This is a genomic window from Cognatishimia sp. SS12 (genome assembly GCF_028369055.1).
GTDB lineage: Bacteria > Pseudomonadota > Alphaproteobacteria > Rhodobacterales > Rhodobacteraceae > Cognatishimia.
The window spans coordinates 527,859-553,076 of record NZ_JAQNCZ010000001.1; the positions used below are offsets into that span (position 1 = coordinate 527,859).

The 25,218-nt window shown below is 59.0% G+C and carries 23 protein-coding genes; 12 read left to right on the plus strand and 11 right to left on the minus strand.

Annotated elements, in window-relative coordinates; all coding sequences use genetic code 11:
• Positions 1 to 48: 48 nt before the first annotated feature.
• On the minus strand, positions 49 to 303 hold the full coding sequence (locus N6L24_RS02520; RefSeq protein WP_334312307.1) for a sulfurtransferase TusA family protein: 255 nt from the start codon (positions 301 to 303) through the stop codon (positions 49 to 51).
• A gap of 71 nt (positions 304 to 374) precedes the next feature.
• Here N6L24_RS02520 and N6L24_RS02525 point away from each other — a divergent pair, with 71 nt between their 5' ends.
• The 3 genes from N6L24_RS02525 to N6L24_RS02535 are packed head-to-tail and all read left to right on the plus strand — an operon-like array spanning position 375 to position 3,768.
• The gene (locus N6L24_RS02525; RefSeq protein WP_271843465.1) at positions 375 to 1,124 is read left to right on the plus strand and encodes a cytochrome c biogenesis CcdA family protein; all 750 of its coding nucleotides are present in this window, start codon (positions 375 to 377) and stop codon (positions 1,122 to 1,124) included.
• Between the two features lie 53 nt (positions 1,125 to 1,177).
• Complete coding sequence (locus tag N6L24_RS02530; protein ID WP_271843068.1) at positions 1,178 to 2,404, plus strand: hypothetical protein; 1,227 nt, start codon at positions 1,178 to 1,180, stop codon at positions 2,402 to 2,404.
• Positions 2,401 to 3,768, plus strand: a complete 1,368-nt coding sequence (locus N6L24_RS02535; protein ID WP_271843069.1) for a cytochrome P450 — start codon at positions 2,401 to 2,403, stop codon at positions 3,766 to 3,768. Before N6L24_RS02530 ends, N6L24_RS02535 begins: the two co-directional genes overlap by 4 nt.
• Before the next feature lie 48 nt (positions 3,769 to 3,816).
• Here the strand turns inward: N6L24_RS02535 and N6L24_RS02540 are convergent, their stop codons facing one another.
• Positions 3,817 to 3,933 (minus strand): entericidin EcnA/B family protein, encoded by a 117-nt coding sequence (locus N6L24_RS02540; protein ID WP_271843070.1) that lies wholly within the window; start codon positions 3,931 to 3,933, stop codon positions 3,817 to 3,819.
• Positions 3,934 to 5,751 (minus strand): extracellular solute-binding protein, encoded by a 1,818-nt coding sequence (locus N6L24_RS02545; RefSeq protein WP_442872578.1) that lies wholly within the window; start codon positions 5,749 to 5,751, stop codon positions 3,934 to 3,936. It lies immediately after the preceding gene.
• A 332-nt stretch (positions 5,752 to 6,083) separates the two neighbouring features.
• Here N6L24_RS02545 and N6L24_RS02550 point away from each other — a divergent pair, with 332 nt between their 5' ends.
• Positions 6,084 to 6,857 (plus strand): 3-hydroxybutyrate dehydrogenase, encoded by a 774-nt coding sequence (locus N6L24_RS02550; RefSeq protein ID WP_271843072.1) that lies wholly within the window; start codon positions 6,084 to 6,086, stop codon positions 6,855 to 6,857.
• A 23-nt stretch (positions 6,858 to 6,880) separates the two neighbouring features.
• Positions 6,881 to 7,903, plus strand: a complete 1,023-nt coding sequence (locus N6L24_RS02555) for a patatin-like phospholipase family protein (RefSeq protein ID WP_271843073.1) — start codon at positions 6,881 to 6,883, stop codon at positions 7,901 to 7,903.
• Between the two features lies 1 nt (position 7,904).
• On the opposite strand, the gene N6L24_RS02560 is transcribed toward N6L24_RS02555, so the two are convergent.
• The 4 genes from N6L24_RS02560 to N6L24_RS02575 form a co-directional block, all read right to left on the minus strand.
• Complete coding sequence (locus tag N6L24_RS02560) at positions 7,905 to 8,693, minus strand: DUF502 domain-containing protein (protein WP_271843074.1); 789 nt, start codon at positions 8,691 to 8,693, stop codon at positions 7,905 to 7,907.
• 76 nt (positions 8,694 to 8,769) lie between these two features.
• Entirely contained in the window at positions 8,770 to 9,687 is a 918-nt protein-coding gene (locus N6L24_RS02565; protein WP_271843075.1) for a pseudouridine-5'-phosphate glycosidase, read from the minus strand.
• The gene (locus tag N6L24_RS02570; RefSeq protein WP_271843076.1) at positions 9,684 to 10,577 is read right to left on the minus strand and encodes a PfkB family carbohydrate kinase; all 894 of its coding nucleotides are present in this window, start codon (positions 10,575 to 10,577) and stop codon (positions 9,684 to 9,686) included. Before N6L24_RS02570 ends, N6L24_RS02565 begins: the two co-directional genes overlap by 4 nt.
• Before the next feature lie 40 nt (positions 10,578 to 10,617).
• Positions 10,618 to 11,376 carry a DUF4198 domain-containing protein gene (locus N6L24_RS02575; protein WP_271843077.1) on the minus strand — a complete coding sequence of 253 codons (759 nt, stop codon included), beginning with the start codon at positions 11,374 to 11,376 and terminating at the stop codon, positions 10,618 to 10,620.
• A 34-nt stretch (positions 11,377 to 11,410) separates the two neighbouring features.
• Here N6L24_RS02575 and N6L24_RS02580 point away from each other — a divergent pair, with 34 nt between their 5' ends.
• Complete coding sequence (locus tag N6L24_RS02580) at positions 11,411 to 12,547, plus strand: HupE/UreJ family protein (protein WP_271843078.1); 1,137 nt, start codon at positions 11,411 to 11,413, stop codon at positions 12,545 to 12,547.
• Positions 12,548 to 12,592: 45 nt separating this feature from the next.
• Here N6L24_RS02580 and N6L24_RS02585 read toward each other — a convergent pair whose 3' ends face one another.
• Together N6L24_RS02585 and N6L24_RS02590 are read right to left on the minus strand one after the other, a co-directional pair.
• Positions 12,593 to 13,213, minus strand: coding sequence for a thiamine phosphate synthase (locus N6L24_RS02585; protein WP_271843079.1), 621 nt, complete (start codon positions 13,211 to 13,213; stop codon positions 12,593 to 12,595).
• Positions 13,214 to 13,293: 80 nt separating this feature from the next.
• On the minus strand, positions 13,294 to 13,623 hold the full coding sequence (locus N6L24_RS02590; protein WP_271843080.1) for a TfoX/Sxy family protein: 330 nt from the start codon (positions 13,621 to 13,623) through the stop codon (positions 13,294 to 13,296).
• 103 nt (positions 13,624 to 13,726) lie between these two features.
• Here N6L24_RS02590 and N6L24_RS02595 point away from each other — a divergent pair, with 103 nt between their 5' ends.
• The 3 genes from N6L24_RS02595 (at position 13,727) to N6L24_RS02605 (ending at position 17,182) form a co-directional block, all read left to right on the plus strand.
• Complete coding sequence (locus N6L24_RS02595; RefSeq protein ID WP_271843466.1) at positions 13,727 to 14,473, plus strand: RNA methyltransferase; 747 nt, start codon at positions 13,727 to 13,729, stop codon at positions 14,471 to 14,473.
• A 90-nt stretch (positions 14,474 to 14,563) separates the two neighbouring features.
• Entirely contained in the window at positions 14,564 to 15,703 is a 1,140-nt protein-coding gene (gene ctaA / locus N6L24_RS02600; protein WP_271843081.1) for a heme A synthase, read from the plus strand.
• A 3-nt stretch (positions 15,704 to 15,706) separates the two neighbouring features.
• Entirely contained in the window at positions 15,707 to 17,182 is a 1,476-nt protein-coding gene (locus N6L24_RS02605) for a carboxypeptidase M32 (protein WP_271843082.1), read from the plus strand.
• A gap of 168 nt (positions 17,183 to 17,350) precedes the next feature.
• Here N6L24_RS02605 and gyrA read toward each other — a convergent pair whose 3' ends face one another.
• Both gyrA and N6L24_RS02615 read right to left on the minus strand, forming a co-directional pair.
• Positions 17,351 to 20,119: a DNA gyrase subunit A gene (gyrA, locus tag N6L24_RS02610; RefSeq protein WP_271843083.1), complete on the minus strand. Its 2,769-nt coding sequence runs from the start codon at positions 20,117 to 20,119 to the stop codon at positions 17,351 to 17,353.
• Positions 20,120 to 20,305: 186 nt separating this feature from the next.
• Positions 20,306 to 21,247 carry a radical SAM protein gene (locus tag N6L24_RS02615; protein WP_271843084.1) on the minus strand — a complete coding sequence of 314 codons (942 nt, stop codon included), beginning with the start codon at positions 21,245 to 21,247 and terminating at the stop codon, positions 20,306 to 20,308.
• A 192-nt stretch (positions 21,248 to 21,439) separates the two neighbouring features.
• On the opposite strand from N6L24_RS02615, the gene zwf reads away from it, so the two are divergent.
• The 3 genes from zwf to pgi are packed head-to-tail and all read left to right on the plus strand — an operon-like array spanning position 21,440 to position 25,170.
• The gene (gene zwf, locus N6L24_RS02620; RefSeq protein WP_271843085.1) at positions 21,440 to 22,888 is read left to right on the plus strand and encodes a glucose-6-phosphate dehydrogenase; all 1,449 of its coding nucleotides are present in this window, start codon (positions 21,440 to 21,442) and stop codon (positions 22,886 to 22,888) included.
• Positions 22,885 to 23,556 carry a 6-phosphogluconolactonase gene (gene pgl, locus N6L24_RS02625; RefSeq protein WP_271843086.1) on the plus strand — a complete coding sequence of 224 codons (672 nt, stop codon included), beginning with the start codon at positions 22,885 to 22,887 and terminating at the stop codon, positions 23,554 to 23,556. The genes zwf and pgl overlap by 4 nt, the downstream gene beginning before the upstream one ends.
• Positions 23,557 to 23,559: 3 nt before the next feature.
• Entirely contained in the window at positions 23,560 to 25,170 is a 1,611-nt protein-coding gene (gene pgi, locus N6L24_RS02630) for a glucose-6-phosphate isomerase (RefSeq protein WP_271843087.1), read from the plus strand.
• Positions 25,171 to 25,218: the final 48 nt, after the last annotated feature.

The following is a 25,218-nucleotide window of genomic DNA, read 5'->3' on the forward strand; positions in this document are numbered from 1 at the left end:
CCGCTCAACGCCCATCCGGCGGTCTCAGGCAGTAGTCACCAGAAGTTCTCAGCCGCCTTTGCGCACCAGAAAGCGGATCGCGCCGTTCTCTTCGGTTTGGTCCACCAACGTGTGGCCCTGTTCATTGCAGAAATGGGGCACATCGACGATGCTGGCCGGATCATCCGCCAGCAGAAGCACCTCGGCCCCCGCCTCAAGCGGTTGCATGCGTTTGCGCAGTTTCAGAACGGGCAGGGGGCACAGCAGCCCCAGCGTATCAATTTCAAGCGATGGACCGGACATAGGCCCGGGATAATCGCGCAATCACTCTCTGTCCACAGGGATGTGATCTTATGTCTCGTGACCTTGCCGCCACGATCGCCTATGTGAGTCGTATGTTTGGATTTGAGATCATCGATGCGGCGCTGTTGCCCGCCATGTTCATCGCGCTCGCGGCTGGGTTTATTTCTTTTCTCAGCCCCTGCGTGCTGCCGATTGTGCCGCCGTATTTGGCCTATATGAGTGGCGTCTCCGTCACCGATCTGTCCGAGGGGCAGGCGCGCAACAAGGCGCTGCTGCCAGCGGTGTTTTTTGTCATGGGGCTGTCGACGGTCTTTTTGATACTCGGTTTTACCGCCTCGGCCATTGGGACGCTGTTTTTGCAGTATCAGGGATGGTTTAACACCCTGGCGGGCATTCTGGTGATGATCTTTGGCGCGCATTTCATCGGCATCTATCGTATCGGCTTTCTCAACCGCGAGGCGCGTTTGGATGTGGGCGACCGGGGTGGCAGCGCCTTTGGCGCTTATATCCTGGGTCTTGCCTTTGCCTTTGGCTGGACCCCCTGCATTGGCCCGCAGCTTGGCGCGATCCTGTCGATGGCCGCGAGCGAAGCCTCGTTGACCCGGGGGACCTTGCTGCTGGCGATCTATGCGCTGGGGCTGGGTGTGCCATTTTTGCTGGTCGCTGCCTTCCTGCCGCGCCTCACGGGCGTGATGGGGTGGATGAAACGCCATATGGAACAGATCGAGCGCCTGATGGGCCTTTTGCTGTGGACCATCGGGCTTTTGATGCTGACCGGCGGATTTTCGGCGTTTTCCTATTGGCTGCTCGAAGCATTCCCGGCCTTGGCGCTTTTGGGATAAGCGGTTAGTCTCTTTTCAAACTGCGGCACTCCATAAACGCAGGAGAGAGAAGAATGGCTGAGCAGATGCCAAAGAACGTGCGCAGGCGCCGGGTGTTCTACATCCCCGGTTATGATCCGATTCACCCCCGGCGCTATCGCGAGCTTTACCGCAAGGAGGGCGCTGCGCAGGCGGCGCTGTCCGGCTATTCTGTGTCCCTGGCGCCGAAAGCGACCGATGGCCCCACCAGCGGCCCTTATGGCTGGCGCGTGAATGCAGAGATCGAAGGCGGCGCGACCACCAGTGAATTTGATGTGCTGGTCTGGGCCGATATCGTGCGCGGCAGTATGGATCTGGGCATCACCGCCACCTATCTGCAACTGGCGCGGACTGCCTGGGTCTATATTGCCAGCGGCGCGCTGTGGCGGCTGATGCGGCTGCGCAAAGGGCCGGTGATTGCGGCGCTGTATCCGGTGGTGTTTCTGCTTGTGCAGCTGCTTTTGGCGCTTTTGGCAGCCTATGGGCTGGCGCAGCTGATCACCCTGTGGCTACCCGCCTGGGCCGGGCTTGCGGCGCTGGCGATTGTGCCCCTGCTACTGAATTGGTTCAAAAAGCGCGACAACAAATTTTTTGCCTATTACCTGATGCATGACTATGCCTATTCGGCCTCCACGCGCGGGGCGCATCCGCCTGAGTTATCAGCGCGGATGGCCGAATTTCAGGCCCATATCGCCGCAGCGCTGCGCAGTGATGTCGATGAAGTGCTGATCGTTGGCCATAGTTCGGGCGCGCATCTGGCGGTTTCGGTGCTGGCCAATCTGCTGCGCGCGGACGACGCACCGGAGAACGGCCCTGTTCTGTCTTTCCTGTCGCTGGGGCAGGTGGTGCCGATGGTGTCTTTCCTGCCAGATGCCCATGAGCTGCGCGCCGATCTTGCCTATCTTTGTCAGCGAGATGAACTGCACTGGGTGGATGTCACCGCGCCGGGGGATGGCTGCGCCTTTGCGCTTTGTGATCCGGTCGCGGTCAGCGGCGTCGCGCCAGACAGTGGTAAGCGCTGGCCCCTTGTGCTGTCGGCGGCCTTTACCCAGACCCTCAGCCCCAAGCGTTGGAAAGAGCTGCGCTGGCGCTTTTTCCGCCTGCATTTTCAATACCTTTGCGCTTTTGATCAGCCGGGGGATTATGATTATTTCCGCATCACTGCCGGCCCCAAAACCCTGTGGCAACGCTTTGAGGGGCGCGCGCCGTCAAAATCGCGGATCGAGGCCCCGGTGAACAAATTCACGAGCGTCACGCCATGAGGCCGCCCAAACCGCCCGCGCGGCCCGATCGCGTGTCGCTGCTGAGATATGCGCGGCTCTTCAAGCAAGACCTCCTGTCGGCGCAGCCTCAGCGGCTTTATCGCGCTTGGATGGCCGAATTCCGCACGCCGTTTTTCCGCTCCTACCTGCTCAACCAGCCGGATCTGGTGCGCGCGGTGCTGAAAGAACGGCCCGATGATTTCCCCAAATCCATGCGCATCGCCGAAGGGCTGCGGCCCTTGCTGGGCAATTCGGTTTTTCTGACCAATGGCGCGGTCTGGAAGCGGCAGCGCCGCATCATTGACCCCTCGTTTGAAGGGGGGCGGCTGCGCGACAGTTATCCGGCCATGTGGGCAGCGGCAGAGGCAATGGTCGCGCGGCTTGCCGCGCACAGGGACGCGCCGCTGGAAATCGAAGCCGAAGCCAGCCATGCCGCAGCGGATGTGATCTTTCGCACCCTGTTTTCCATCCCAATTGAACACAGGGTTGCCCGGCAGGTGTTTGACCAGTTTCGCGATTATCAGCGCAGCCAGCCGATCCTGAACGTCGCCGCCTTTGTGCCGCTGCCGCGCTGGATGCCGCGGTTTTTCAGCCGCCGCACCAAAAAGACCGCCAAATCGATCCGCGCGCTGATCACCGATCTGACGCAAGAAAGACTGGCGGCGATCAACGCGGGCACCGCACCTGATGATCTGGCCACCAAGATCATGACCACAAAAGATCCTGAAACCGGCGATATGTTCAGCGCCGAAGAGATGGTGGATCAGGTGGCGATTTTCTTTTTGGCGGGCCATGAAACCAGCGCTTCGGCTTTGGCCTGGGCGCTCTATCTGATGGCGGCTTTCCCGGACTGGCAGGACAAGGTCGCCGCCGAGGCAGAGGTGCTGACAGGCTGTGATTTTGCCCATGTGCGGCAGCTTGGTATCAGCCGCGATGTCTTTCGCGAGGCGCTGCGGCTCTATCCGCCGGTGCCCATGATGGTGCGGCAGAACGCGCAGAATGAGGTGTTTCGCGACCGCGCCATCACGCCGGGTGCGCAGATGGTGCTGTCGCCCTGGCATCTGCACCGGCATGAACGGCTGTGGGACAATCCGGATGGCTTTGATCCTGCGCGCTGGCAAAGTGAGAACGGCAAAAAATGCATGCGCGAGGCCTATATGCCGTTCTCCACCGGGGCGCGTGTTTGTCCGGGGGCCGGCTTTGCCATGGTTGAAGGCGTGTTGATGCTGTCCCTGATCCTGAAACATTTCCGCATTGAAACCGCCTCTGATACGCCCCCGGTGCCAGTCGCGCATCTGACCGTGCGCAGCAAAGACGGCATTTGGCTCAGGTTAACGCCGCGCAGGGACACCAAGAGGTCATAAACAAAAAAGGCACCCCGGAGGGTGCCTTTTCTTTGGATCGTTCCCGTCTCAGAACCAGCCAGAGACGCGGCGGGCCCCGCCTGAGATGTCATTGCCGATCCCTTCGACCGTTGCGCAGGCCGAAAGGGCGGCAAGAAGGGTCATTACGATTGCAATGCGTTTCATTCACTCACCTTTGTACCACCAACTGTGCGGCATCCAATCGACGCCATCGCCGTAAATGGGCAGGGTTTCCGGATAGGTGATTTCTTTGACATGGGCAATACGGCCAACGGCAAAGTTCCAGAAAGGGATCACATAGCGCCCTGCGGTGAGCGTGCGGTCCAGCGCCTTGGTGGCGGCGACGAAACTGTCTTGATCAGGAGCGTTCAGCATTTCGGCGATCAAACCATCAATGGCCGGGGATTTCACGCCCATCCAGTTGCGCGCGCCTTCCTGGTCGGCGGCTTCGCTGCCCCAATACAGGTTCTGTTCATTGCCAGGGCTCAGTGAAACAGCGCGGCGATAATAGCTGAGATCAAAGTCAAAGCTGTTGGTGCGCGACGTATATTGCGAGCCATCGACCACCTCGACATTGAGCGCAATGCCCAGCCGCTTCAGCGCTTCGGCATAGATATCCACCACGGTGGCAGTTTCGGTGTCACCCTGCCGCAGCAGCACGTTGAGCGTCAACGTAGTGCCATCCGGGCCGGTCATTTCACCGTCCTGAATGGTATAGCCGGCGTCCGCAAATAGATCGGTGGCCTTGCGGATATTGGCGCGGTTGCGCGCGGTACCGTCGGACACGGGCAGGGCGTAGCCTTCCAGTGCGCCATCGGGCAGGATATCTGCATAGGGCGCAAGATATTCGGCCACTTTGCCTTCGGCGGGGCCATCACCCATCGCCAAAATCGAGTTGCTGAAATACGAGCTGATGCGCGGCTGGCGGCCGCCGGTGATCGTATCGTTGATGAATTCAAAGTTGAACGCATGGATCAGCGCATCGCGCACGCGGATGTCATCCAGTGGCGCGCGGCGGGTGTTCATCACCAGGCCGGTAATGCCCGAGGGTTTCTGATGCGGAATTTCCGCCTTGATCACATCGCCATTTTGCACGCGCGGGAAATCATATTTCGTGGCCCAGGCTTCGGCGTTGAATTCGCGCATATAGCTGATTTCACCGGCCTTGAAGGCTTCAAACAGCACCGCACCGTCGCCGAAGAATTCGATCTGGATCTCATCAAAATTATGGGTACCCCGACGGAAGGGCAGATCCTTGCCCCAATAGTCTTTGTTGCGGGTCAGGGTGACAAAGCGGTTCGCCTCAAAATCGGTGATCATATAGGGCGAGGTGGTCATTGGGATATCTTCGAGCGTGCTGTCGTTGATATCCTTGCCCTCCCATTGCGCCTTTTTCAGGATTGGGCGCAGACCGGCAATCAGCGCGAGTTCCCGGTCATCGACATTAAATGTCAGCCGCACGGTGCGCTCGCCCGTCTGCTCGATCTTGTCGACCTTGCCCCAGAACCCCAGATAGCGCGGGTGCCCGACCGTGCCGAGGGTTTCGTAAGACCAGATCACATCGTCGACGGTCACTGGGGTGCCATCCCAGAATTTCGCCTCCGGGCGCAGGGTGAATTCAACCCATTCGCGATTCGGCCCGGTCTCAATCGACTCAGCCAAGAGCCCGTAAAGCGCGAATGGTTCGCCCTGGCTGCGGCCCATCAGGCTTTCGGCTGCGAAAAATCGCAACTGCCACGGAACGGAGCCGGTGCGGATGAAGGGGTTGAGCGAATCAAAGCCGCCATTGTTGCCGGTAACGAATCGCCCGCCCTTGGGCGCATCGGGGTTTGCGTAGGGCAAGGACACAAAATCCGGTGGTAGCGCAGGTTCCCCATACATAGCTATGCCATGCTTTGGTTCTGCCATAGCGCCAGCGCCCAAGAAAATAAGAGCGACCGCTGCGGATTTACGTAGGATTTTATGGAAACTATTTGATCGCATACTCAAGACAATCCCTCTCTGCCCATGTTTAATTGAGGTCAAGGTAACGAGGGATTCCTGCCTTATCAAACTTTTAGCTTGGACTCTCGGCGCGAGATTGCTTATAAAGAATTTACTGCTCGATAGGTTTCTTGCCTGTATGAAACCTGCCTCAATAACTTTACGCCCGCTTCGTGCGGGCGTTTTTTTTTGCGCTGGGGCCCTCTGCTGCTGAACTGAGGATCTTAGGGTGGGCATAGCGGGATCACAGAGGATTTTGATGCCGCCGCTTGCCTTATCGTGCAAATGCAGCATTTATTGATGCAACTGCACAATTGAGGGGAGTCAATCGCATGACGTTGCAAGGGAAAACCGCTGTCATCACCGGGTCGAATTCGGGCATTGGTCTGGGCATTGCGCGCGAAATGGCGCGGGCCGGGGCAAATGTGGTGCTCAATTCGTTTACCGACCGGGACGAAGATCATGCGTTGGCCAAAGAGATTGGCACAGAATTTGGCGTCACGGCGCTGTATGTGCAGGCGGATATGTCAAAAGGCGACCAATGCCGGGCGCTGATCGAAAAGGCCGAAGGCTGCGATATCCTGATCAACAACGCCGGCATTCAGCATGTGGCACCGATTGATGAGTTTCCGACCGACAAATGGGACGCGATCATCGCGATCAACATGAATTCGACCTTTCACACCATGGCGGCAGCACTGCCGCATATGCGCCAACGCGGCTGGGGACGCATCGTCAATATCGCCTCGGCGCATGGGTTGACGGCCTCGCCCTATAAATCGGCCTATATCGCCGCCAAACACGGTGTGGTCGGCATGACCAAGACCGTTGCGCTGGAAACCGCAGAAGAGCCGATCACATGCAATGCCATTTGCCCGGGCTATGTGCTGACGCCGTTGGTTGAGGCGCAGATTCCCGACACCATGAAAGAATATGACATGTCGCGCGAAGATGTGATCAAGAATGTCATGCTCAAGCGCCAGCCTTCCAAGGAATTCGCCACGGTAGAGCAGATGGGCGGCACTGCTGTTTTTCTCTGTTCTGATGCGGCGGCGCAGATCACCGGCACCACGATCAGCGTGGATGGCGGCTGGACAGCGCTCTGACACGGCACAAAGGGGCCAAACCTATGCGGATTAATCTGGCGTTGCAGGGTGGGGGTGCCCATGGGGCCTTTACCTGGGGGGTGCTTGATGTGCTGTTGCAGGACCCCGACATCGAGATTGCCGCGATTTCCGGCACCTCGGCAGGGGCAATGAATGGCGCAGCACTCAAGGCGGGCATGCTCAGCGGCGGCCCAGAGGCCGCACGCGCCAATCTGGATTGGCTCTGGACGCGGATGGGCGCACTCAGTGGGACGGGCTTTCCGGAATGGATGGCAGCCTTTGGCCCGGCGGCGGTGTCGCGCATGTTGGAAAATTCCTGGCCTTATGTTATGACTGACCTTTGGGCGCGCATGACCTCGCCCTATGCGTTCGGGCCGTTTTATCAAAATCCTTTGCGCGAAATTGCCGAAGCTTTTCAGTATGATAAGGTCTGCGCCGATCAGGGGCCGCAATTGTTTGTCTGTGCCACCAATGTGCGCACGGGCAAGGCGCGCGTGTTTACGCGCAACGAAATCTCGACCGAGGCGATCCTCGCCTCAGCCTGCCTGCCGACGCTGTTCCAGGCGGTGGAGATTGAGGATCCGAAAACCGGGCGGCGCGATGCCTATTGGGATGGCGGCTTTACCGGCAACCCGGCGCTTTGGCCTTTTTTCAAACCGGACTTGCCCGATGACGTGTTGATTGTGAACATCAATCCGCTGGAACGCGCAGAAACACCAACCGCGCCGCAGCAGATTCAATCGCGCATGAATGAGATCAGTTTCAATGCCGCGCTGATGGGCGAATTGCGCGCGATTTCTTTTGTGCAGCGGCTCATTAGCGACGGTGCGCTGACCAGCAATGACATGAAAGACGTGCGCATTCATATGATTGCGGATGATGATTTGATGACCGACCTGTCGGTGGCCACCAAAACCATTCCGGTGCCGCAGATTCTGGATGCGTTAAAACGCGCCGGGCAGGTGGCGGCGCGCAAGTTTCTGGAAAACCACCGCAAAGACCTTGGCACCCGCGGCACCGTCGATCTGACGTCGATGTACAGCTAAGCTATTCGGCGGCTTTGTCGGGTGCGGGCACATTGGCCGCTTCTGGGGCAGTCTCTGGCGCTTCGGGCGGCAAGGCCGGATTTTTCGGGTTGGGGTAAACCAGCCCAGCAGAAATCACCAATTTCGCGGCATCTTCCACTGACATATCAAGTTCGATCACATCGCTTTTGGGAAAGAACAGCAAAAACCCAGAGGTCGGGTTGGGTGTGGTGGGGACAAAGACGGACAGCAGCTGTTCGTCATGCGGTGGGCGCGCGTTGATTTCGCCCTTGGCTTGGGTCGAAACAAACCCCACAGCCCAGATCCCCTTGCGCGGATATTCGATCAAACAAGCCTTTTCAAAGCTGCGTTCGGATTGGGCAAAGACGGTTTCCGCGATTTGTTTCACGCCGGAATAGATCGAGCGCACAACCGGCATCCGGTCGACCAGCGTTTCGCCATAGCGGATCATCGAGCGCCCAATCAGGCCCTTGGCGATCCACCCGGTAAAGACGGTGAAAATCAGGAAAAAGACAACGCCGACACCGCGGATGTTGATTGAGTTGTCTTCACCAATCCAGGCGTTGTAACGCGCCTCGCCGATGGCATAGCGCACCAGGTTATCCGGTTGATAAAACTCGGGCACAAACGGCAGAACAAATCCGTCCACCCAGCCAATGAAGCTCCAGATCAGCCAGATGGTGAAGGCGACAGGCGCAATGACGACAAGCCCCGTCAGAAACGAGGTGCGCAGCCGTGCCAGAATGCCGGGGCGACTGGCAGGTTTGTGTTCATCAAATGGTGTCGTCATGGTGGCCCTAGTCTGTTTTGGTTAAGATAACACTTCTCTAAGGGGCTTCAATGTGTCCGGGCCCGTTGCAGGTGGCTCAAAGAGGCATTTTTACCTGCGCGCTGGCAATTTCAGCAGCAAGTTTGGCATTGTTGAGCACCAGCGCGATATTCGCGGTCAGAGAGCGGCCTTCGGTCAGTTCAAAAATCCGGCTTAGCAGGAAGGGTGTGACCGCCTTGCCGCTCACGCCCTGCGCCTCGGCTTCTTGGTTGGCCTGCGCGATGATCGGCGCAAGCTCTGCGCTGGGGATCTCTGCCTCGGCTGGAATCGGGTTGGCAATCAACTGCCCGCCGGGCAGACCCATACGGGCGCGCATGGCGTGGGCGGCGGCAATCTCCTCGGCGCTGTCCATGCGCAGGGGGGCGGCCAGCGTGGATTGCGCCGACCAGAAGGCCGGGAAGGCATCCTGACCATAGGCAATCACCGGCACACCGTGGGTTTCCAGAACCTCAAGCGTTTTGGGAATATCCAGGATCGCCTTGGCCCCGGCAGCAACCACAGTGACGGGCGTCGCGGCGAGTTCCAAGAGGTCGGCAGAGATATCAAAGCTTTGGTCCGCGCCCATATGCACGCCGCCGATGCCGCCGGTGGCAAACACGGTGATGCCCGCAATATGCGCCGCGATCATGGTTGCGGCGACAGTTGTGGCACCGTAGCGGCCCAGCGCCATGCAGACGGGCATATCGGCGCGCGAGACTTTCATCACGTCTTTGGCCGTGGCGAGCTGCTCAAGCTGCGGATCGCTCAGACCGATGTGCAAAACGCCGTCCATCACCGCAATTGTCGCTGGCACCGCGCCCGCCGCGCGCACTGTGGCCTCAACCTTGCGCGCCACCTCGACGTTTTGCGGGTAGGGCATGCCATGGGTGATAATCGTGCTTTCCAGCGCCACAATCGGCGCGCCGCGCGCTTTGGCATCGGCCACCTCGGGGGACATCACATAGGGCGGGATCATTTTGGGCTTCCTCCGGAAACATAGCTGGCGGCGGCCTTGAGGGCACGCGAAAGGCTTTGGCTGCGATCCGACCCGGATTTTTCCGAGGCGATGTGCGCGGCCATAAAGGTATCGCCCGCGCCGGTGACGCGCGTCACCATCACCGCAGGCGGGGTTTGGGTGATAATGCCGTCTTTGGTGGCATCACTGGCGCTGCGGCCCCCGTCGGTCACAAGCGCGCGGCGTGCGCCGCGGGTCAGCAGACCGGCTGCGGCCTCTTCAGAACTGGCAAACTCGGTCTGGCACAGCAATCCGGCCTCTTCGAGGTTGACGTACAGCACCGCGCGGTCATGCACCAGAAACGGCAGCAGCCGCTCGGCCTTGCCGGGGCTGGCCGGGGCCACGCGCAGGTCGGCCTTGGCAAAAGCGGGGCTGACAGCGATCTTTTCCAGCAGGCGTTGGGTCAGGTTGCCATCCAGCGCAATGAAACCATCATAGGGCGCCTCAGCGTCGCCCAAAGTGCCGTCCATCAGCGGGCGCAGGATTTTGTCGCCAGCGGCCTCCAGCGAATGGGCGTCGGCAATGGCCGCGATCAGCCCATTGGCCCCTTCGACCGCCATATAGCGATCGGTCGGCAAATCTTCGGAGCGGTAGATATGGCGTGTGTCTAGTCCCAGATCCTCAGCGGCCTCGATCAGCTCATCCCCCTGAGAATCGCGCCCGACCGCGGTCAGCAGCGAGGGTTTCAGCCCAAAGCGCGAGATCGTCATGCCAATATTCATCGCCACGCCGCCCGGAATGCGCGTGATCCGCCCGGCCACATCCGAGCCTTGGCGCATGTGCACCGGGGCGCGGCCAATCACGTCCCACAGCACCGAGCCAATGCATAAAATGTCATGTGTCTTAGTCATAATCCGCTTGTGGCGACAAAGCCGGCGCAAGGCAAGGGGGCTAGTCCGGGACTGCGAAAGTCAGAGCAGCCCAATGGCTGTGCCAGACCGCTGATTTTTTTGCGACCACCTCGGCTGTGGGGTGGCGCAAAAGCACAGCATCCAGCAAGTAGTGAAAGCCCGGCGTGACAGGGATCAGCGCGCGGCCGTCAGCGTCGGTGCGCGCAAGGCTGACCGTCACCCCGCCAGCAGGAGATTTTGCAAAAACCTCCACCTGGGCGTTCGCGCGGGGGTTGCCCTCTTCCAACAGCTGCACCGGCATGCCCGCGCTGACATCTTCGGTATAGGGGTTTTTGAGCGCAACAAATTCGAGCAGCAAGCCCGCAGGCGTATCATCACCCGCGCCGTGTCCCACAGCGATCAGGGCTTTGACATGGCGGGTGTAGGCTTCTTTTAGGGGGAACTCTGGGGCCGGATTGGCCGAGATGTCCAGATCCTTATGGGTCACAAAGCGGGCAAATTTTTCCGGATCTTTGTAGCTGACCGTATCGACGCCGGTTTGCACGATCAGTTGCAGCAGCCCCTCGGCGTTCGGCATATAATTGATGGCCGGGATATCACCGGCGCGGCCCGTCAGGGGCAGGCGTTCTGCACCCTGCCAGGCCTCTGCACGCACGGCGCGATTGTCAAACCACGCCAAGCGGCTGCCGCGAAAGTTTTCGCCATTGCGAAAATCGGCGAGCAGTGTGTCCTCTGCTGCGATCTGGAAATCTTCGGTGTCGATCCAAAATTCATGGGCAAATGAAATGTCTGCTGCCATAAAGAGGCCAACAAAAGAAAAAGACAGGCGTTTTATGAGTGTTTTCAATTCCATATTCTACAAGCTGATCAGCTGGGCGATTTTGTCAACCGTATTGGTCGGTTTCGCGGCGAGTGCCCATGAGGTGAACCCGACAATCGCCGACCTCAGCGTGGCCGAAGGCACTGCAACGCTCGATCTGCGCCTGAATGCCGAAGCCTTTCTCAGCGGGCTGGATTTGGATGCCGTGGGCGACACGGATGACGCGGCCGAAGCGGCGGATTATGACACGCTTCAGGCCCAGCCGGGCAGCGAGATCGCCAAGGCCTTCACCGAAAATGTAGATCGCTTTCTGTCTGGCGTCACGCTGACCGCCGACGGCGCACCGCTGGCGCTGACTTTGGTTGAGATCCAAACCCCAGAACAAAGCGTGGAAAATGTGGCGCGGCCCAGCCTTGCGCGCTTTACCGCTGCGCTGCCGGCAGATGGGCAGCGCCTGCAATTGGCCTGGCCCGAAGGCTATGGCGGGCTGGTGCTGCGGCAGCAGGGCGTCAGCGCGCCCTATACGGGCATCTTGCAGGGCGGCGAGACCAGCGATGTCATGAATTTCCTCACCGGCAGCCCGCAAAGCGGGTTCGCCGTATTCCTTGATTACATTCCGGTGGGTTTTGATCACATTCTGCCAAAGGGTCTGGATCACATCCTCTTTGTGCTGGGGCTTTTTTTCTTGTCGCTGCGCCTTGGTCCGCTGTTCTGGCAAGTGTCGGCCTTTACGCTCGCCCATACGGTTACATTGGCAGCAGGGGCACTGGGCTGGGTCACAGTGCCCGGCAGCATTGTGGAGCCGATCATTGCCGCAAGCATCGTTTACGTGGGGGTCGAAAACATCCTCAGCCGCGGGCTCAGCCCGTGGCGGCCTGTGGTGGTGTTTCTCTTTGGGCTGCTGCACGGGCTGGGCTTTGCCTCGGTGCTGGGCGATTTTGGCCTGCCCAGCGGTCAGTTCATCCCGGCGCTTCTTGGGTTTAACATTGGGGTGGAAATTGGCCAGCTGACGGTGATCGCCATTGCCTTTTTGGGGGTGGGTCTGTGGTTTGGCCGCAAACCCTGGTATCGCCGCCGCATTGCCAACCCCGCCTCTGCCGCCATTGCGGTGGTCGGGGCCTATTGGTTCATCGAGCGGGTGTTTCTGTAAATCACCAACGCCGCCCCCGAGGCTCTCTGGGGCGGCAGCTTCTGATCAGCGCATCGCGGCCAGCAAGGTTTTAAGCTGCGCAACCGGATCTTCGGCGCGCCAGATTTCTTCGCCGATGCCAAAGAAATCTGTGACCGGCGCAAGGCTGCGCACGATCTCTTCGTTCAGCGCGCCCTCGGCGACAATCGGCACTTCGATCATCTGCGACCACCAGTCAAACAGCGCGCGCTCTGCCAGGCTGCCGTCTCCCAGCGGCGTGGCCGCGACCGGGCCAAAGGCCACGTAATCCGCGCCGGTTTCCCCAGCGGTCATCCCATCATGACGTGAGGTGCCGCAGAAGCTGCCGACAATGGCGTCATCGCCCAGTTCCTTGCGCACCTTTCGCACCGAGCGCGCACCATCGGTCAGATGCACCCCATCCAGCCCCAGCCGTTCGGCCAACAGCACATGCTCATTGATCACCAGCGCGATATCCCGGCTATAGCAGACCTCGCGTACTGCATCGGCCGCACGGCTGATCCGGTCCTCGTCTCGCGTCGCCAAGGCAACACGCACGCAGGCCACTTCGGTACTGTCAAGCACACGCGCTAATGTGTCGGGAAAGCGGCTCAGTTCAATTTCAGGTGGGGTGATCAGGTAGATTTGCGGTTGCTCGATCTCTGACATAGTGGTCTTCCCGGAAACTCTTTTGCGCTGCTATACCGTGGAATTTTGCGTTTGGCTATCAGGACATGACGCCAGTGGGGTCATTTCGCGGGCATGTCCCCCACATAGTCCAGCGCCAGCCGCAGAATTTTCAGGCGGCGCGCGTCATCGGCAAAGAGATCTTCATCGGCATCAATGAAACCGGGCATGGGCCGTTTGGTAAAGGCCATCTCGCTTGCGCCATCAATGGCAAGCGCGGCCGCCTCAAGCTCCTTGCCAACGCGGAACATGCCGCCGCCTTTGTGCACACCGCAGAGCATGTTGCCGTTCAGCATGAAACAAATGCCGCCAAACATCTTTTTTTCGGCAATGCCCGTCTGATCTTGCAGATCATCGCGCAACAGGGCCAGATGCCCTTCATCATAGGCCATTGGACGTTCCCTCATCTGGTTGAACGGGATCAGAACAAACCATGAGCGCTTGTTTTGCAAGAGGCGCTTGGGTATGAGCCACACGATCAATCAGGAGATGCCCATGCCCAGCCCCCATCCTCAACCGGCTTTTGTGCTTGTGCGCCCGCAGATGGGCGAGAATATCGGCGGTGCGGCGCGGGCGATGTGGAACTTTGGCCTGGATCGTATGCGCATCGTTGATCCGCGTGATGGCTGGCCCAACCAGAAAGCCGTGGCGATGTCCTCTGGGGCGGGGCGGCTGCTGGACGAAGCGCAGCTGTGCAAGACGGTGCCCGAGGCGATTGCCGATTGCACCTATGTCTTTGCCACCACCGCCCGCATGCGCGACATGACCAAACCTGTCATGACGCCTGAGCACGCCATGCAGATCGCACGCGAAAAGATCGCCGCGGGCGAAAAGGTTGCGGTCCTCTTTGGGCCAGAACGCGCCGGGCTTGAGAATGACGATATTGCCCCGGCCAATGCCATTATCAATGTGCCGGTGAACCCGCAGTATGCCTCGCTCAATCTGGCACAATGCGTGCTGTTGACGGCCTATGAATGGATGCGCGGCAGCGTCGATGTTGCGCCCGAGCGGGTGGAGATGGCCAAAACGGTCTGGGCCAACCAATCCGAGGTTGAGGCCCTGGCCGGCCATTATGAAGAGCGCATGGAGGAGGCTGGGTTTTTCTTTCCCGACCATAAGGTCGAAAGCATGAAGCTGAACCTGCGCAACATGTGGTCGCGCCTGCCGCTGACGCGGGCGGATGTGCAGATGCTGCATGGCATGATGCGCCAGATCGTGCGCTGGAAAGAGCGCGGCGACTGACCGCAGCCAGCCTGCGCGAATTCCCAAAGCTGCGCCTTGAAGCGCTGCGGTGCGCGCCCTAATCTCCGCCCAAACGGCAAGGACAGACCCATGAGCCAGAAACGCAGTATTTTCGAAGATGTCAGTGACAGCTCGCCCAAAGAGAGCGTCAAAACTGGCGCAATTGACAGCCGCCCCAAAGGCGCACGGCGGGGCATTCGCGCCTGGCTGATGGTGCTTTTCGCGCTGGTGGTGGTGATGATTGCCATCGGGGGGCTGACGCGGTTGACCGACAGCGGTCTGTCGATCACCGAATGGAAACCGGTGACCGGCGCGCTGCCGCCAATGGACGCCGCCAGCTGGGAGGCGGAGTTTGAGAGATACCAACAGATCCCTGAATATCAGTTGCAAAACAAAGGCATGAGCCTGGCCGAGTTCAAAACCATCTATTGGTGGGAGTGGGGCCACCGCCAGTTGGGACGCGTCATCGGCCTTGTCTGGGCGCTTGGCTTTGCCGGCTTTGCGCTGACGCGCAATATCCCCGCGGGCTGGACCGGACGGCTGTTTCTGATTGGTGGTCTGGGCGGTCTGCAAGGCGCCATTGGCTGGTGGATGGTGTCGTCAGGCCTGACCGGCAGCCGGCTGGACGTGGCCTCCTATCGGCTGGCGGTCCATCTGGGGCTGGCCTTTGTTATTTTGGGCTTTATCGCCTGGTATGTGTTTCTGCTGGGACGGGAAGAGCGCGCGCTGATGCAGGCGCGGCGCGGCAAAGAGGCCAAGCTCTTTTCGCTGTCTACCGGGCTTTTGCACGCGGCCATGCTGCAGATCCTGCTCGGCGCGCTGGTGGCGGGGATTGACGCAGGGCGCAGCTTTACCGATTGGCCGCTGATGGCCGGATCGTTCCTGCCGCCCGAAATGTTTGATCTGACCCCGGTCTGGACCAATTTCTTTGAAAACCCCGGCACCGTGCAGTTCATGCACCGCATCTGGGGGTATCTGTTGGTGATCTTTGCGGTGGTGGTCTGGCGGCGGGCACAAGGCTCGGCCCATTCCGCGACGCGCTTTGCCTTTAACGCGGTGATGGCGGCGCTGGCGCTGCAAGTGGCGCTCGGGATTGCCACCGTGCTGTATGTTGCGCCCTGGCACCTGGCGATCTTGCACCAGATCATGGCTGTGATCGTCTGGGTGCTGATCCTCAGGGCGCGGTTCATGGCGCATTATCCGGTTGCAACATCCGTGAGAGGGGGCTGAGCCATGGCGGCATTTGACGATTTGATGGCCTTTCAGAAACAGACGCAGGCGCTGGCGCAGGTCGCCGGGCGGCTTGGCTGGGATCAGGAAACCGTGATGCCGCGCGGGGCCGTCCGGCAGCGCGGCGAGGAAATGGCAGCGATGGAAAGCGTTTTGCACGCGCGCCGTGTTGATCCGAAGCTGGGGGACTGGGTGGCCGAGATTGACGAGACAGCGCTGGATGTGGCCGGACAGGCGCAGCTGCGCGAAATCCGCCGGAGCTATGAGCGGACACAGAAAATACCGGCTGATCTGGCTGCTGCGCTTGCCAAGACCACCAGCCTTGCGCAAGGCGTCTGGGCTGAGGCGCGGGCGGGCGAAGACGTGGCGGCCTTTCTGCCGACCCTCAGCGAAGTGGTGAACCTGCGCCGTCAGGAAGCCGCCGCGCTGGCCGAGGGCGGCGATCGCTATGATGCATTGCTGCAGGATTATGAACCGGGGATGCGCGCCAGCGATCTGGCGTCCATGTTTGACACCATGCGCCCCCGTCTGGTGGCGCTGCGCAGCGCCATACTGGACCGTCCGGAACCAGAGGCCCTGCAAGGGCGCTTTTCCGAGGCCGGTCAGCTGCGCATATCTGACGCGCTGGCGCGGGCCTTTGGTTATGATTTCACCCAGGGGCGCATCGACAAAGCGGTGCATCCCTTCAGCTCGGGATCCGGGCAGGATGTGCGCATCACGACGCGCGTCAGCGAGGATGACCCGTTCAATTGTTTTTATTCCACCGTGCATGAAGTTGGCCATGCCTGTTACGAGCAAACCATTGATGAGGCGTATCTTTTGACGCCAATCGGGCAGGGCGTGTCGATGGGCGTACACGAAAGTCAAAGCCGGATTTATGAAAACCAACTGGGCCGGTCGCGCGCCTTTACCGCGTGGCTCTTTGATCAAATGCGCGCCGAATTTGGCGAGATGAACATCAAGGATGCAGAGGCCTTTTACGCGGCGGTCAACCGGGTCAATCGCGGCTATATCCGCACCGAAGCCGATGAGGTGCAGTATAATCTGCATATCATGCTGCGCTTTGATCTTGAGCGCGCGTTGATGCTGGGCGACCTGGAGGTCGCCGATCTGGAAGCGGCGTGGAATGATCGCTTCGCACCAGATTTCGGCTATGCGGTCGATCGCCCCAGCAACGGCGTGCTGCAGGATGTGCATTGGTCCGTCGGGCTGTTTGGCTATTTCCCGACCTATGCGCTTGGCAATCTTTATGCGGGGTGTCTCTATCAAACGCTGCGCGCTGATGTGCCCGGGCTAGATGCGGCGCTGCGCCATGGCGACACCGCGGGTGCAACCGGCTGGCTGGCGGACAAGCTTCAGCAGCATGGCGGTCTGCGTCCCCCGGCGGAGACCATCGCGCATGCCTGCGGTTTTGCCCCCAACGCGGAGCCAATGCTGGCCTACCTCGAAGAGAAATTTGGCGAGATTTACGGGCTGTAGTCTGACCATCCAGTGACATGCTAAGCGGCCGACCGGGCGGGGGCGGAACGCGCCCGCCGTGGGGCGGGCGGACGCGTGTCTGCCGCATGCGCGACAGACATGAGAAGCAAACATAATAAAGCCGCCGCAGTGTCCTGCGACGGCTTTTTCATTTCGTCGTGGGTGACATCAGCTGTCGCTGTTATCGCCGTCTGTTGCCGGTGTGTCTGCGTCTAGCGCATCTTCATCCTCGGCCTGTTCCGCAATGCGGGCGACAGAAACCACCTCTTCGCCAGCGCCAGTGTTAAAGACCTTCACGCCGCCAGCCGACCGGCTGCGGAAGGAAATCCCGTCAACCGGCACCCGGATGGATTGGCCTTTGGAGGTGGCCAGCATGATTTGATCTTCCATCTCGACCGGGAAAGACGCCACCAATTCACCGCCACGCATCGCCTTGTCCATCGCGGCAACACCCATGCCGCCACGACCGCGCACCGGATAATCATGCGAGCTTGAGAGCTTGCCCGAGCCGCTGGTGGTGATCGTGAGGATCAAGTTTTCAACTGCAGACATTTCGGCATAACGTTCCTGGCTGACCGAGGCGTTTTCGTTGCCTTCCTCGTCGCTTACAGCGTCATCTTCAAGTGTCCCCGCAACAGCGCGGCGCATTTTCAGATAGGCGGCGCGCTCGTCAGGTGTCGCCTCAAAGTGGCGGATCACCGACATGGAAACCACATGGTCGCCCGCATTCAGACGAATGCCGCGCACACCAGTGGAATCGCGCCCTTTGAAGATCCGCACATCCGTGGTTGGGAAGCGGATGGCACGGCCTGAATTGGTCACCAGCATCACATCGTCTTCTTCGGTGGCGATCCGGGCATTTACCAGTTCAACCCCTTCGGGCAGTTTCATGGCGATCTTGCCGTTGCGTTTGACGTTGGTGAAATCGCTCAGCGCGTTGCGGCGCACATCGCCGGCCGATGTCGCAAAGACGATCTGCAGATCTGCCCAATCATCCTCGTCCCGATCCACCGGCATAATAGCCGCAATCGACACACCGGTTGGGATCGGCAGGATATTCACAATCGCCTTGCCCTTAGACGTGCGGCTGCCCAGCGGCAGGCGCCATGTTTTCAGCTTGTAAGCCATGCCATCGGTGGTGAAGAACAAGAGCTGCGTATGGGTATTGGCCACAAAGAGCGTGGTCACCACGTCTTCTTCTTTGGTTTGCATCCCCGACAGGCCCTTGCCACCGCGTTTCTGCGCGCGGAAATCAGCCAGAGCGGTACGTTTGATATAGCCACCCGAGGTGATGGTCACGACCATATCTTCGCGTTCGATCAGGTCTTCGTCGTCCATATCGCCGGACCAATCGACAATCTCGGTGCGGCGCGGAACGGCGAATTTTTCTTTGACCTCAGACAGTTCAGCTGAAATCAGCCCCATGATCCGTTCGCGCGAGCCGAGAATTTCAAGGTATTCCTTGATCTTGCCTGCCAGCTCTTCCAGCTCATCGGTGACTTCTTTCACACCAATCTGCGTCAGGCGCTGCAAACGCAATTCCAGAATGGCGCGCACCTGCGTTTCAGACAGGTTATAGGTGCCATCGTCGTTCATCTTATGGGTCGGATCGTCAATCAGACGGATGTATCCAGCGATGTCAGCAGCAGGCCAGCGGCGCTCCATCAGTTTGGCGCGCGCTTCGGCGGCATCCGCAGAGGCGCGGATAGTGGCGACAACCTCGTCGACATTGGAGACAGCAACAGCCAGACCACACAGGATATGGCTGCGTTCGCGTGCCTTGCGCAGCTCATAGGCGGTGCGGCGCGCCACCACTTCTTCGCGGAAGTCGATGAAAGAGGTCAGAAAGGCGCGCAATGTCAGCTGTTCAGGCCGACCGCCATTCAGCGCCAGCATGTTGCAGCCAAAATAGGTCTGCATCGGGGTGAAGCGATAGAGCTGGTTCAGCACCACTTCGGCGGTGGCGTCGCGCTTTAGTTCAACAACAACACGCACACCGTTGCGGTCAGATTCATCCTGAACATGCGCCACGCCTTCGACTTTTTTCTCGCGCACCTGTTCGGCGATCTTTTCGATCATTGCCGCTTTGTTCACCTGATACGGGATTTCGTCGATCACAATGGCGTAGCGATCCTTGCGGATCTCTTCGACGCGGGATTTTGCGCGGATGATGACGCTGCCGCGCCCTTCAAGATAGGCTTTGCGCGCGCCCGAGCGGCCGAGCATGATGCCCCCCGTCGGGAAATCAGGGCCGGGCACATATTGGATCAACTCTTCTGAGCTGAGATCGGGGTTGTCGATCAAGGCCAGCGTGGCATCACAGACCTCGCCAAGGTTATGCGGCGGAATATTTGTGGCCATGCCAACGGCAATACCGCCGGCCCCATTGACCAGCATATTTGGAAAGCGCGCCGGAAGGACCGTGGGTTCCTGGTCCTTGCCATCATAGTTGTCTTGAAAATCGACCGTATCTTTTTCAATGTCCGCCAGCACAAAAGCGGCGGGTTTGTCCATGCGCACCTCGGTATAGCGCATGGCGGCGGGGTTATCGCCATCCATCGAGCCAAAGTTACCCTGGCCATCCAAAAGCGGCAGGGACATCGAAAAATCCTGCGCCATCCGCACCAAGGCATCATAGATCGCGCCATCACCATGCGGGTGGTATTTACCCATGACATCGCCAACCGGACGCGCCGATTTGCGATAGGATTTTTCATGGGTGTTGCCGGTTTCATGCATCGCATACAGGATGCGCCGGTGCACCGGTTTCAGCCCATCGCGCAGATCAGGAATGGCGCGGCTGACGATCACGCTCATAGCGTAGTCGAGATAGCTGGTGCGCATCTCGTCTTCGATGGAAACCGAAGGGCCGGCGTGCGCCATGCGAACTACGGTGTTTTCGTCTTCATTTTCAGGTACTTCTGGTGTGTCGCTCACGTGAGGTGCTCGCTTCTCTCAGGCGTCAATATTTTGTTGAAAGTTTTATAACAGACGCAGGATATGGGGCGCAATGGCGCATGGCGGCAAAGCGCCAGTGCCCACGCGCAATGCTGCTAGTGCATTGTAAAGACACAAATATTTTTTGTGGAAAAGCCGTGAAATCTGCGGATCAAACCGCGCGGCCTAGGCGGAACAACTTGCCCCGCCCAAAACGCAGAATTTGGCGCAATGCGGATGGTTGAGATGAACAGGTTTTTCCGCGTCTTCCAACCTCGGGCCCATGTCAAATTCCGGCTCATAGGGCAGCAGCGTGCAGGCGATCACCGATGGGGTGTCTGCGCCCTTGTGTTTCACCACCATCCGCGAGTTTGAGCACATGACCTGCGTCGGCGATTTGTCCAAAATACCCCAGCAGGCGGTGGTGATTTCCGGCACTTCAACCTTTTCATCCATTTCAGGAAAAAGCACAGTTATACCAGGATTTTGTGCGTCGATATCAAAGTGATGCTTTTGGTAAAAATTGGCATAACCGATGCGGGCGTCTGCCTCAGACTCGCCCCAGACGGTGCGCCCGGCGACCGCCATGTTAAAGCCGTTGTCGCGCAGCCAGGCCATGCCGGTGATCGTGCGCGCAAAACTGCCTTTGCCGCGTTCCTTGTCATGCAACTCTTCGGACCAGTGATCGACCGAGATGCGGAACGTCAGCTTGTCAACGTAGCGCTCTTTTAAGGACAGCAGCCCTTCTTTCACGCGCTTGCGCTGCATTGGCATCATGGCGTTTGTGAGGATCAGCACCTCATAGCCGCGGTCCAAGGCGCGTTTGGTCATCTCAACCATATCGGGGTTCATGAAGGGTTCGCCGCCGGTAAAGGCGATTTCACGCACGCCCCAATTGCGCTCTTCCAGCTGATCCAGATAATCGGACACTTCATCCGCGGTCAGATAGACCAGCGCGTCATTGGTGGGGGAACTGAGGATATAGCAGTTCTCGCATTCGATATTGCACAGCGTTCCGGTGTTGAACCACAGGGTTTGTGGGTCACTCAAGGCCACATGCGCCCGGGTTTCGCCCTTGGCGGTGACGTAGGGGTCCTGAAATTTCCCGATGTTGACGCTGTCTTTCATGCGGTGTCATCCTGTTGTTTCTTTTGTGCTATCGAAGATACTCTTGGCTGGGAATAGCTTTGAGTGGTGCTGACACAGTTGTGATATATCTTGTGTGCGGCACGCGGCGCTGATAGTGAGCGTTAGCGCTAACAGAAACGTGAATACCGGCGATGTTCGGCTGCATGACAAACGGTCATGATGGGGTGAGAGATGGTATCAAGAATTATTCCGGTTGATGAATTTGACCTCATCATATTTGGCGGCACGGGGGATCTTGCGCGACGTAAAATCATCCCGGCGCTGTTCAAACGGTTTCAGGATGAGCAGATCCCATCAGGCTCGCGTATCATTGGTGCTGCGCGCAGTGATATGGATGCAGAGGCCTTTCGTGAATTTGCACGCGATGCCATTGTAGCCGAATGCAAAGTATCACATGAAAATAAGGACTTAGCGGAATTTGTTGAGGCGTTGGATTATGTAATGATCGATGCGCTTGGCGAAGAAGGCTGGGCCGATCTTTCAGCGTTGCTACAACCCGGGCGCGTCCGGGCCTTTTACTTCTCTGTTGGCCCCAGCCTTTTTGATGCGCTGGCCGAACGGCTCGACCGCCACCAGATGGTTGATGCTGAAACGCGCATCGTGGTGGAAAAACCCTTTGGCCGCGATCTGAGCAGCGCGCGGGCGCTCAACAAAGTGCTGTCTGCGCGGTTTGACGAAACGCAGATCTACCGGATTGACCATTACCTTGGCAAAGAGACCGTACAGAACCTCATGGCTGTGCGCTTCGGCAATGTGCTGTTTGAACCGTTATGGAACAGCCAATTTGTTGATCATATTCAGATTACGGTTGCTGAAACTGTAGGCGTCGGCGGGCGCGGCTCCTATTATGACAAATCCGGTGCCATGCGCGATATGGTGCAAAACCACCTGATGCAGCTCTTGTGTCTGACGGCAATGGAACCACCGGCCAAATTTGACCCGGACGCGGTGCGGGACGAAAAGCTTAAGGTGATCCGCGCGCTGAACGCGGTTGAGCCGCATCACATCATTCGCGGCCAATATGACGCCAGTGCCGAGGACAGCAGTTTTCGCGAAGATGTCGAAAACCCGCAGTCCAAAACCGAAAGCTTTATTGCGCTCAAGTGTCATGTGCAAAACTGGCGGTGGGCGGGCACGCCGTTTTATTTGCGGACAGGCAAACGGCTTGAGGCGCGGGATTCAGAGATCATCGTGGTTTTTAAGGATGCGCCGCACAGTATTTTTGGCGCAGAAGCGGGCCGCCATCACAATGAGCTGCGCATTCAGTTGCAGCCAGACGAAGGTATTACGCTTAAGGTGACGATCAAGGAACCGGGGCCGGGCGGCATGCGTTTGCTGGATGTGCCGCTCGATATGAGTTTCGCCGAGACGCTTGGCCCGGCGGCCGACACGCCGGACGCCTATGAACGGCTGATCATGGATGTGGTGCGCGGCAATCAAACGTTGTTTATGCGCAATGACGAGGTAGAGGCGGCCTGGGCCTGGACGGACCCGATCATTCAGGGCTGGGAATCGCGCGGCGATGTGCCCAAACCCTACGACAGCTTTAGCCAGGGGCCTGCTGCCGCGGATATGTTGATGCAGCGGGATGGCCGCACGTGGAGGGAGATTGGACAATGAATTTAATGAAGTATGGCGATGCTGATATGATGGCGATTGATGTCGCGCAGAATATCGCAGGGGATCTCACGGCCACTTTGCAGCATCAGGAACGCGCGCTTTTGGCGGTGCCCGGCGGGACAACACCGGGGCCGATTTTTGACGTGCTGTGCGCCGCTGATCTGGATTGGTCGCGCGTGGATGTTGTGCTGACGGATGAACGTTGGGTTGCCGAGATCAGCCCGCGCAGCAACACCAAACTTTTGCGCGACCGGCTGCTGGTCAACCGGGCCGCCGCCGCGACACTGCTGCCGCTTTATGCCGAAGCGGGCACACCGGAAGAGGCATTGCCCGGTCTGATTGCTACGCTGGAAGACAAATTGCCGATTGATGTCGCCATTCTGGGCATGGGCGCAGATATGCACACGGCCTCATTGTTCCCGGATTCTGATGAATTGCTGGCCGCGCTTGCGCCGGATGCGCCGCTATTGTTGACCGTACGCCCGGACAGCCAGCCCGAGGCACGCGTGACCCTCGCCGCGCATGTTCTGAACGGCGCATTGCGCAAGCATATCGTTTTCAAAGGGGCAGACAAACTGGCCGCGCTGGAGCGCGCGCGCAGCCTGCCACCTGAACAAGCCCCAATCAGCGCCGTTCTGGATGGCGCAACAGTGCATTATACGGAGTGACCTATGTGGGATGACCTCAGCGGCCAATACGCCACCAGCCGCGCGCGTAAAATCGCAGATCTTTTTGATGATACCGCCCGGGGCGCAGAGTTCGCCATATCTGCGGATGAATTGTTTTTTGATTACAGCAAAACCAATATTGATCGCGCCACACGCGACAGTCTGATTGCGCTGGCGCACAAGCAGAACATCGCCGAGCGGCGCGATCAGATGTTTGCCGGCGAGAAGATCAACACCACCGAGGGGCGCGCCGTCCTGCATACGGCGCTGCGCAATCTGGATGGCGGCGCGGTGCATGTCGATGGGGCCGATGTCATGCCCGGCGTCTTGGATGTCCTTGATAAAATGTCCGATTTTGCCGATGCTGTGCGCAGCGGCCGCTTTGCCGGCGCGGGCGGCAAGATCACCGATGTGGTCAATATTGGCATTGGCGGGTCTGATCTTGGCCCGGCGATGGCGGTGCTGGCGCTGGCACCTTACGCGGACGGACCGAAATGCCATTTCATTTCCAACGTCGACGGGGCAGATCTGGCCGATACGCTGGCCCCGCTGGATCCGAAAACCACACTGGTGCTTGTCGCCAGCAAGACATTCACCACGCTTGAAACCATGATGAATGCGCAAAGCGCGCTGGATTGGATGGCCAAAGAGGTGGCCGACCCGGCGGCGCAATTTGCCGCGATTTCCACCGCGATGAAAGAAACTGCCGACTTTGGCATCCCGGCTGAGCGTGTCTTTGGGTTTGAGGATTGGGTTGGCGGGCGATATTCCATGTGGGGGCCGATTGGGCTTTCGATCATGCTTGCGGTTGGGCCTGAGAATTTCCGTGATTTTCTGCGTGGCGGCCAGGCGATGGACCGGCATTTTTGCACTGCGGATCTGTCTCAGAACATGCCAGTGATGTTGGCGCTGGTGGGGATCTGGCATCATCAGGTCTGCGGCTATGGCACACGCGCAGTTCTGCCGTATGAACAGCGCCTGTTGCGATTGCCCGCCTATCTGCAACAGCTTGAGATGGAGAGCAACGGCAAGTCTGTCAGCGCTAAGGGCGAAGAGCTGGATCAACCGGTTGGGCCGATTGTCTGGGGCGAGCCGGGCACCAATGGCCAACATGCGTTTTATCAGTTGATCCATCAGGGCAAACAGGTTGTGCCCTGCGAATTCATGGTCGGCGCTGAGGGCCACGAAGCGGAGCTTGCGCATCATCACCGGGCGCTTTTGGCCAATTGCCTCGCACAATCCGAAGCGCTGATGCTGGGCCGCGATCTTGATCGCGCGCGCATCATGATGGCCGAAAAGGGGCTGACCGGCGCAGAGCTGGAAGCCAATGCTATGCAGCGGGTTTTCTCCGGCAATCGTCCATCCACGACGCTGATCTACAAAAAGCTGACGCCATTTGTCTTGGGCCAGATCATCGCGCTCTATGAACATCGCGTCTTTGTCGAGGGCACAATTCTGGGCATCAACCCCTATGATCAATGGGGGGTTGAGCTGGGCAAAGAGCTGGCGCAGAAACTGGCACCTGCGGTCGAAGAGGGCGGTGACACCACCGATCTGCACGCCGCAACGGCGCGGCTGGTTGAAGTCGCAAAGTCCATGCGTGGCGATGGGTAGTGCGCCTTGTGTATTAGGTAATAAAAAACCCGCATTCCTTTGTGAATG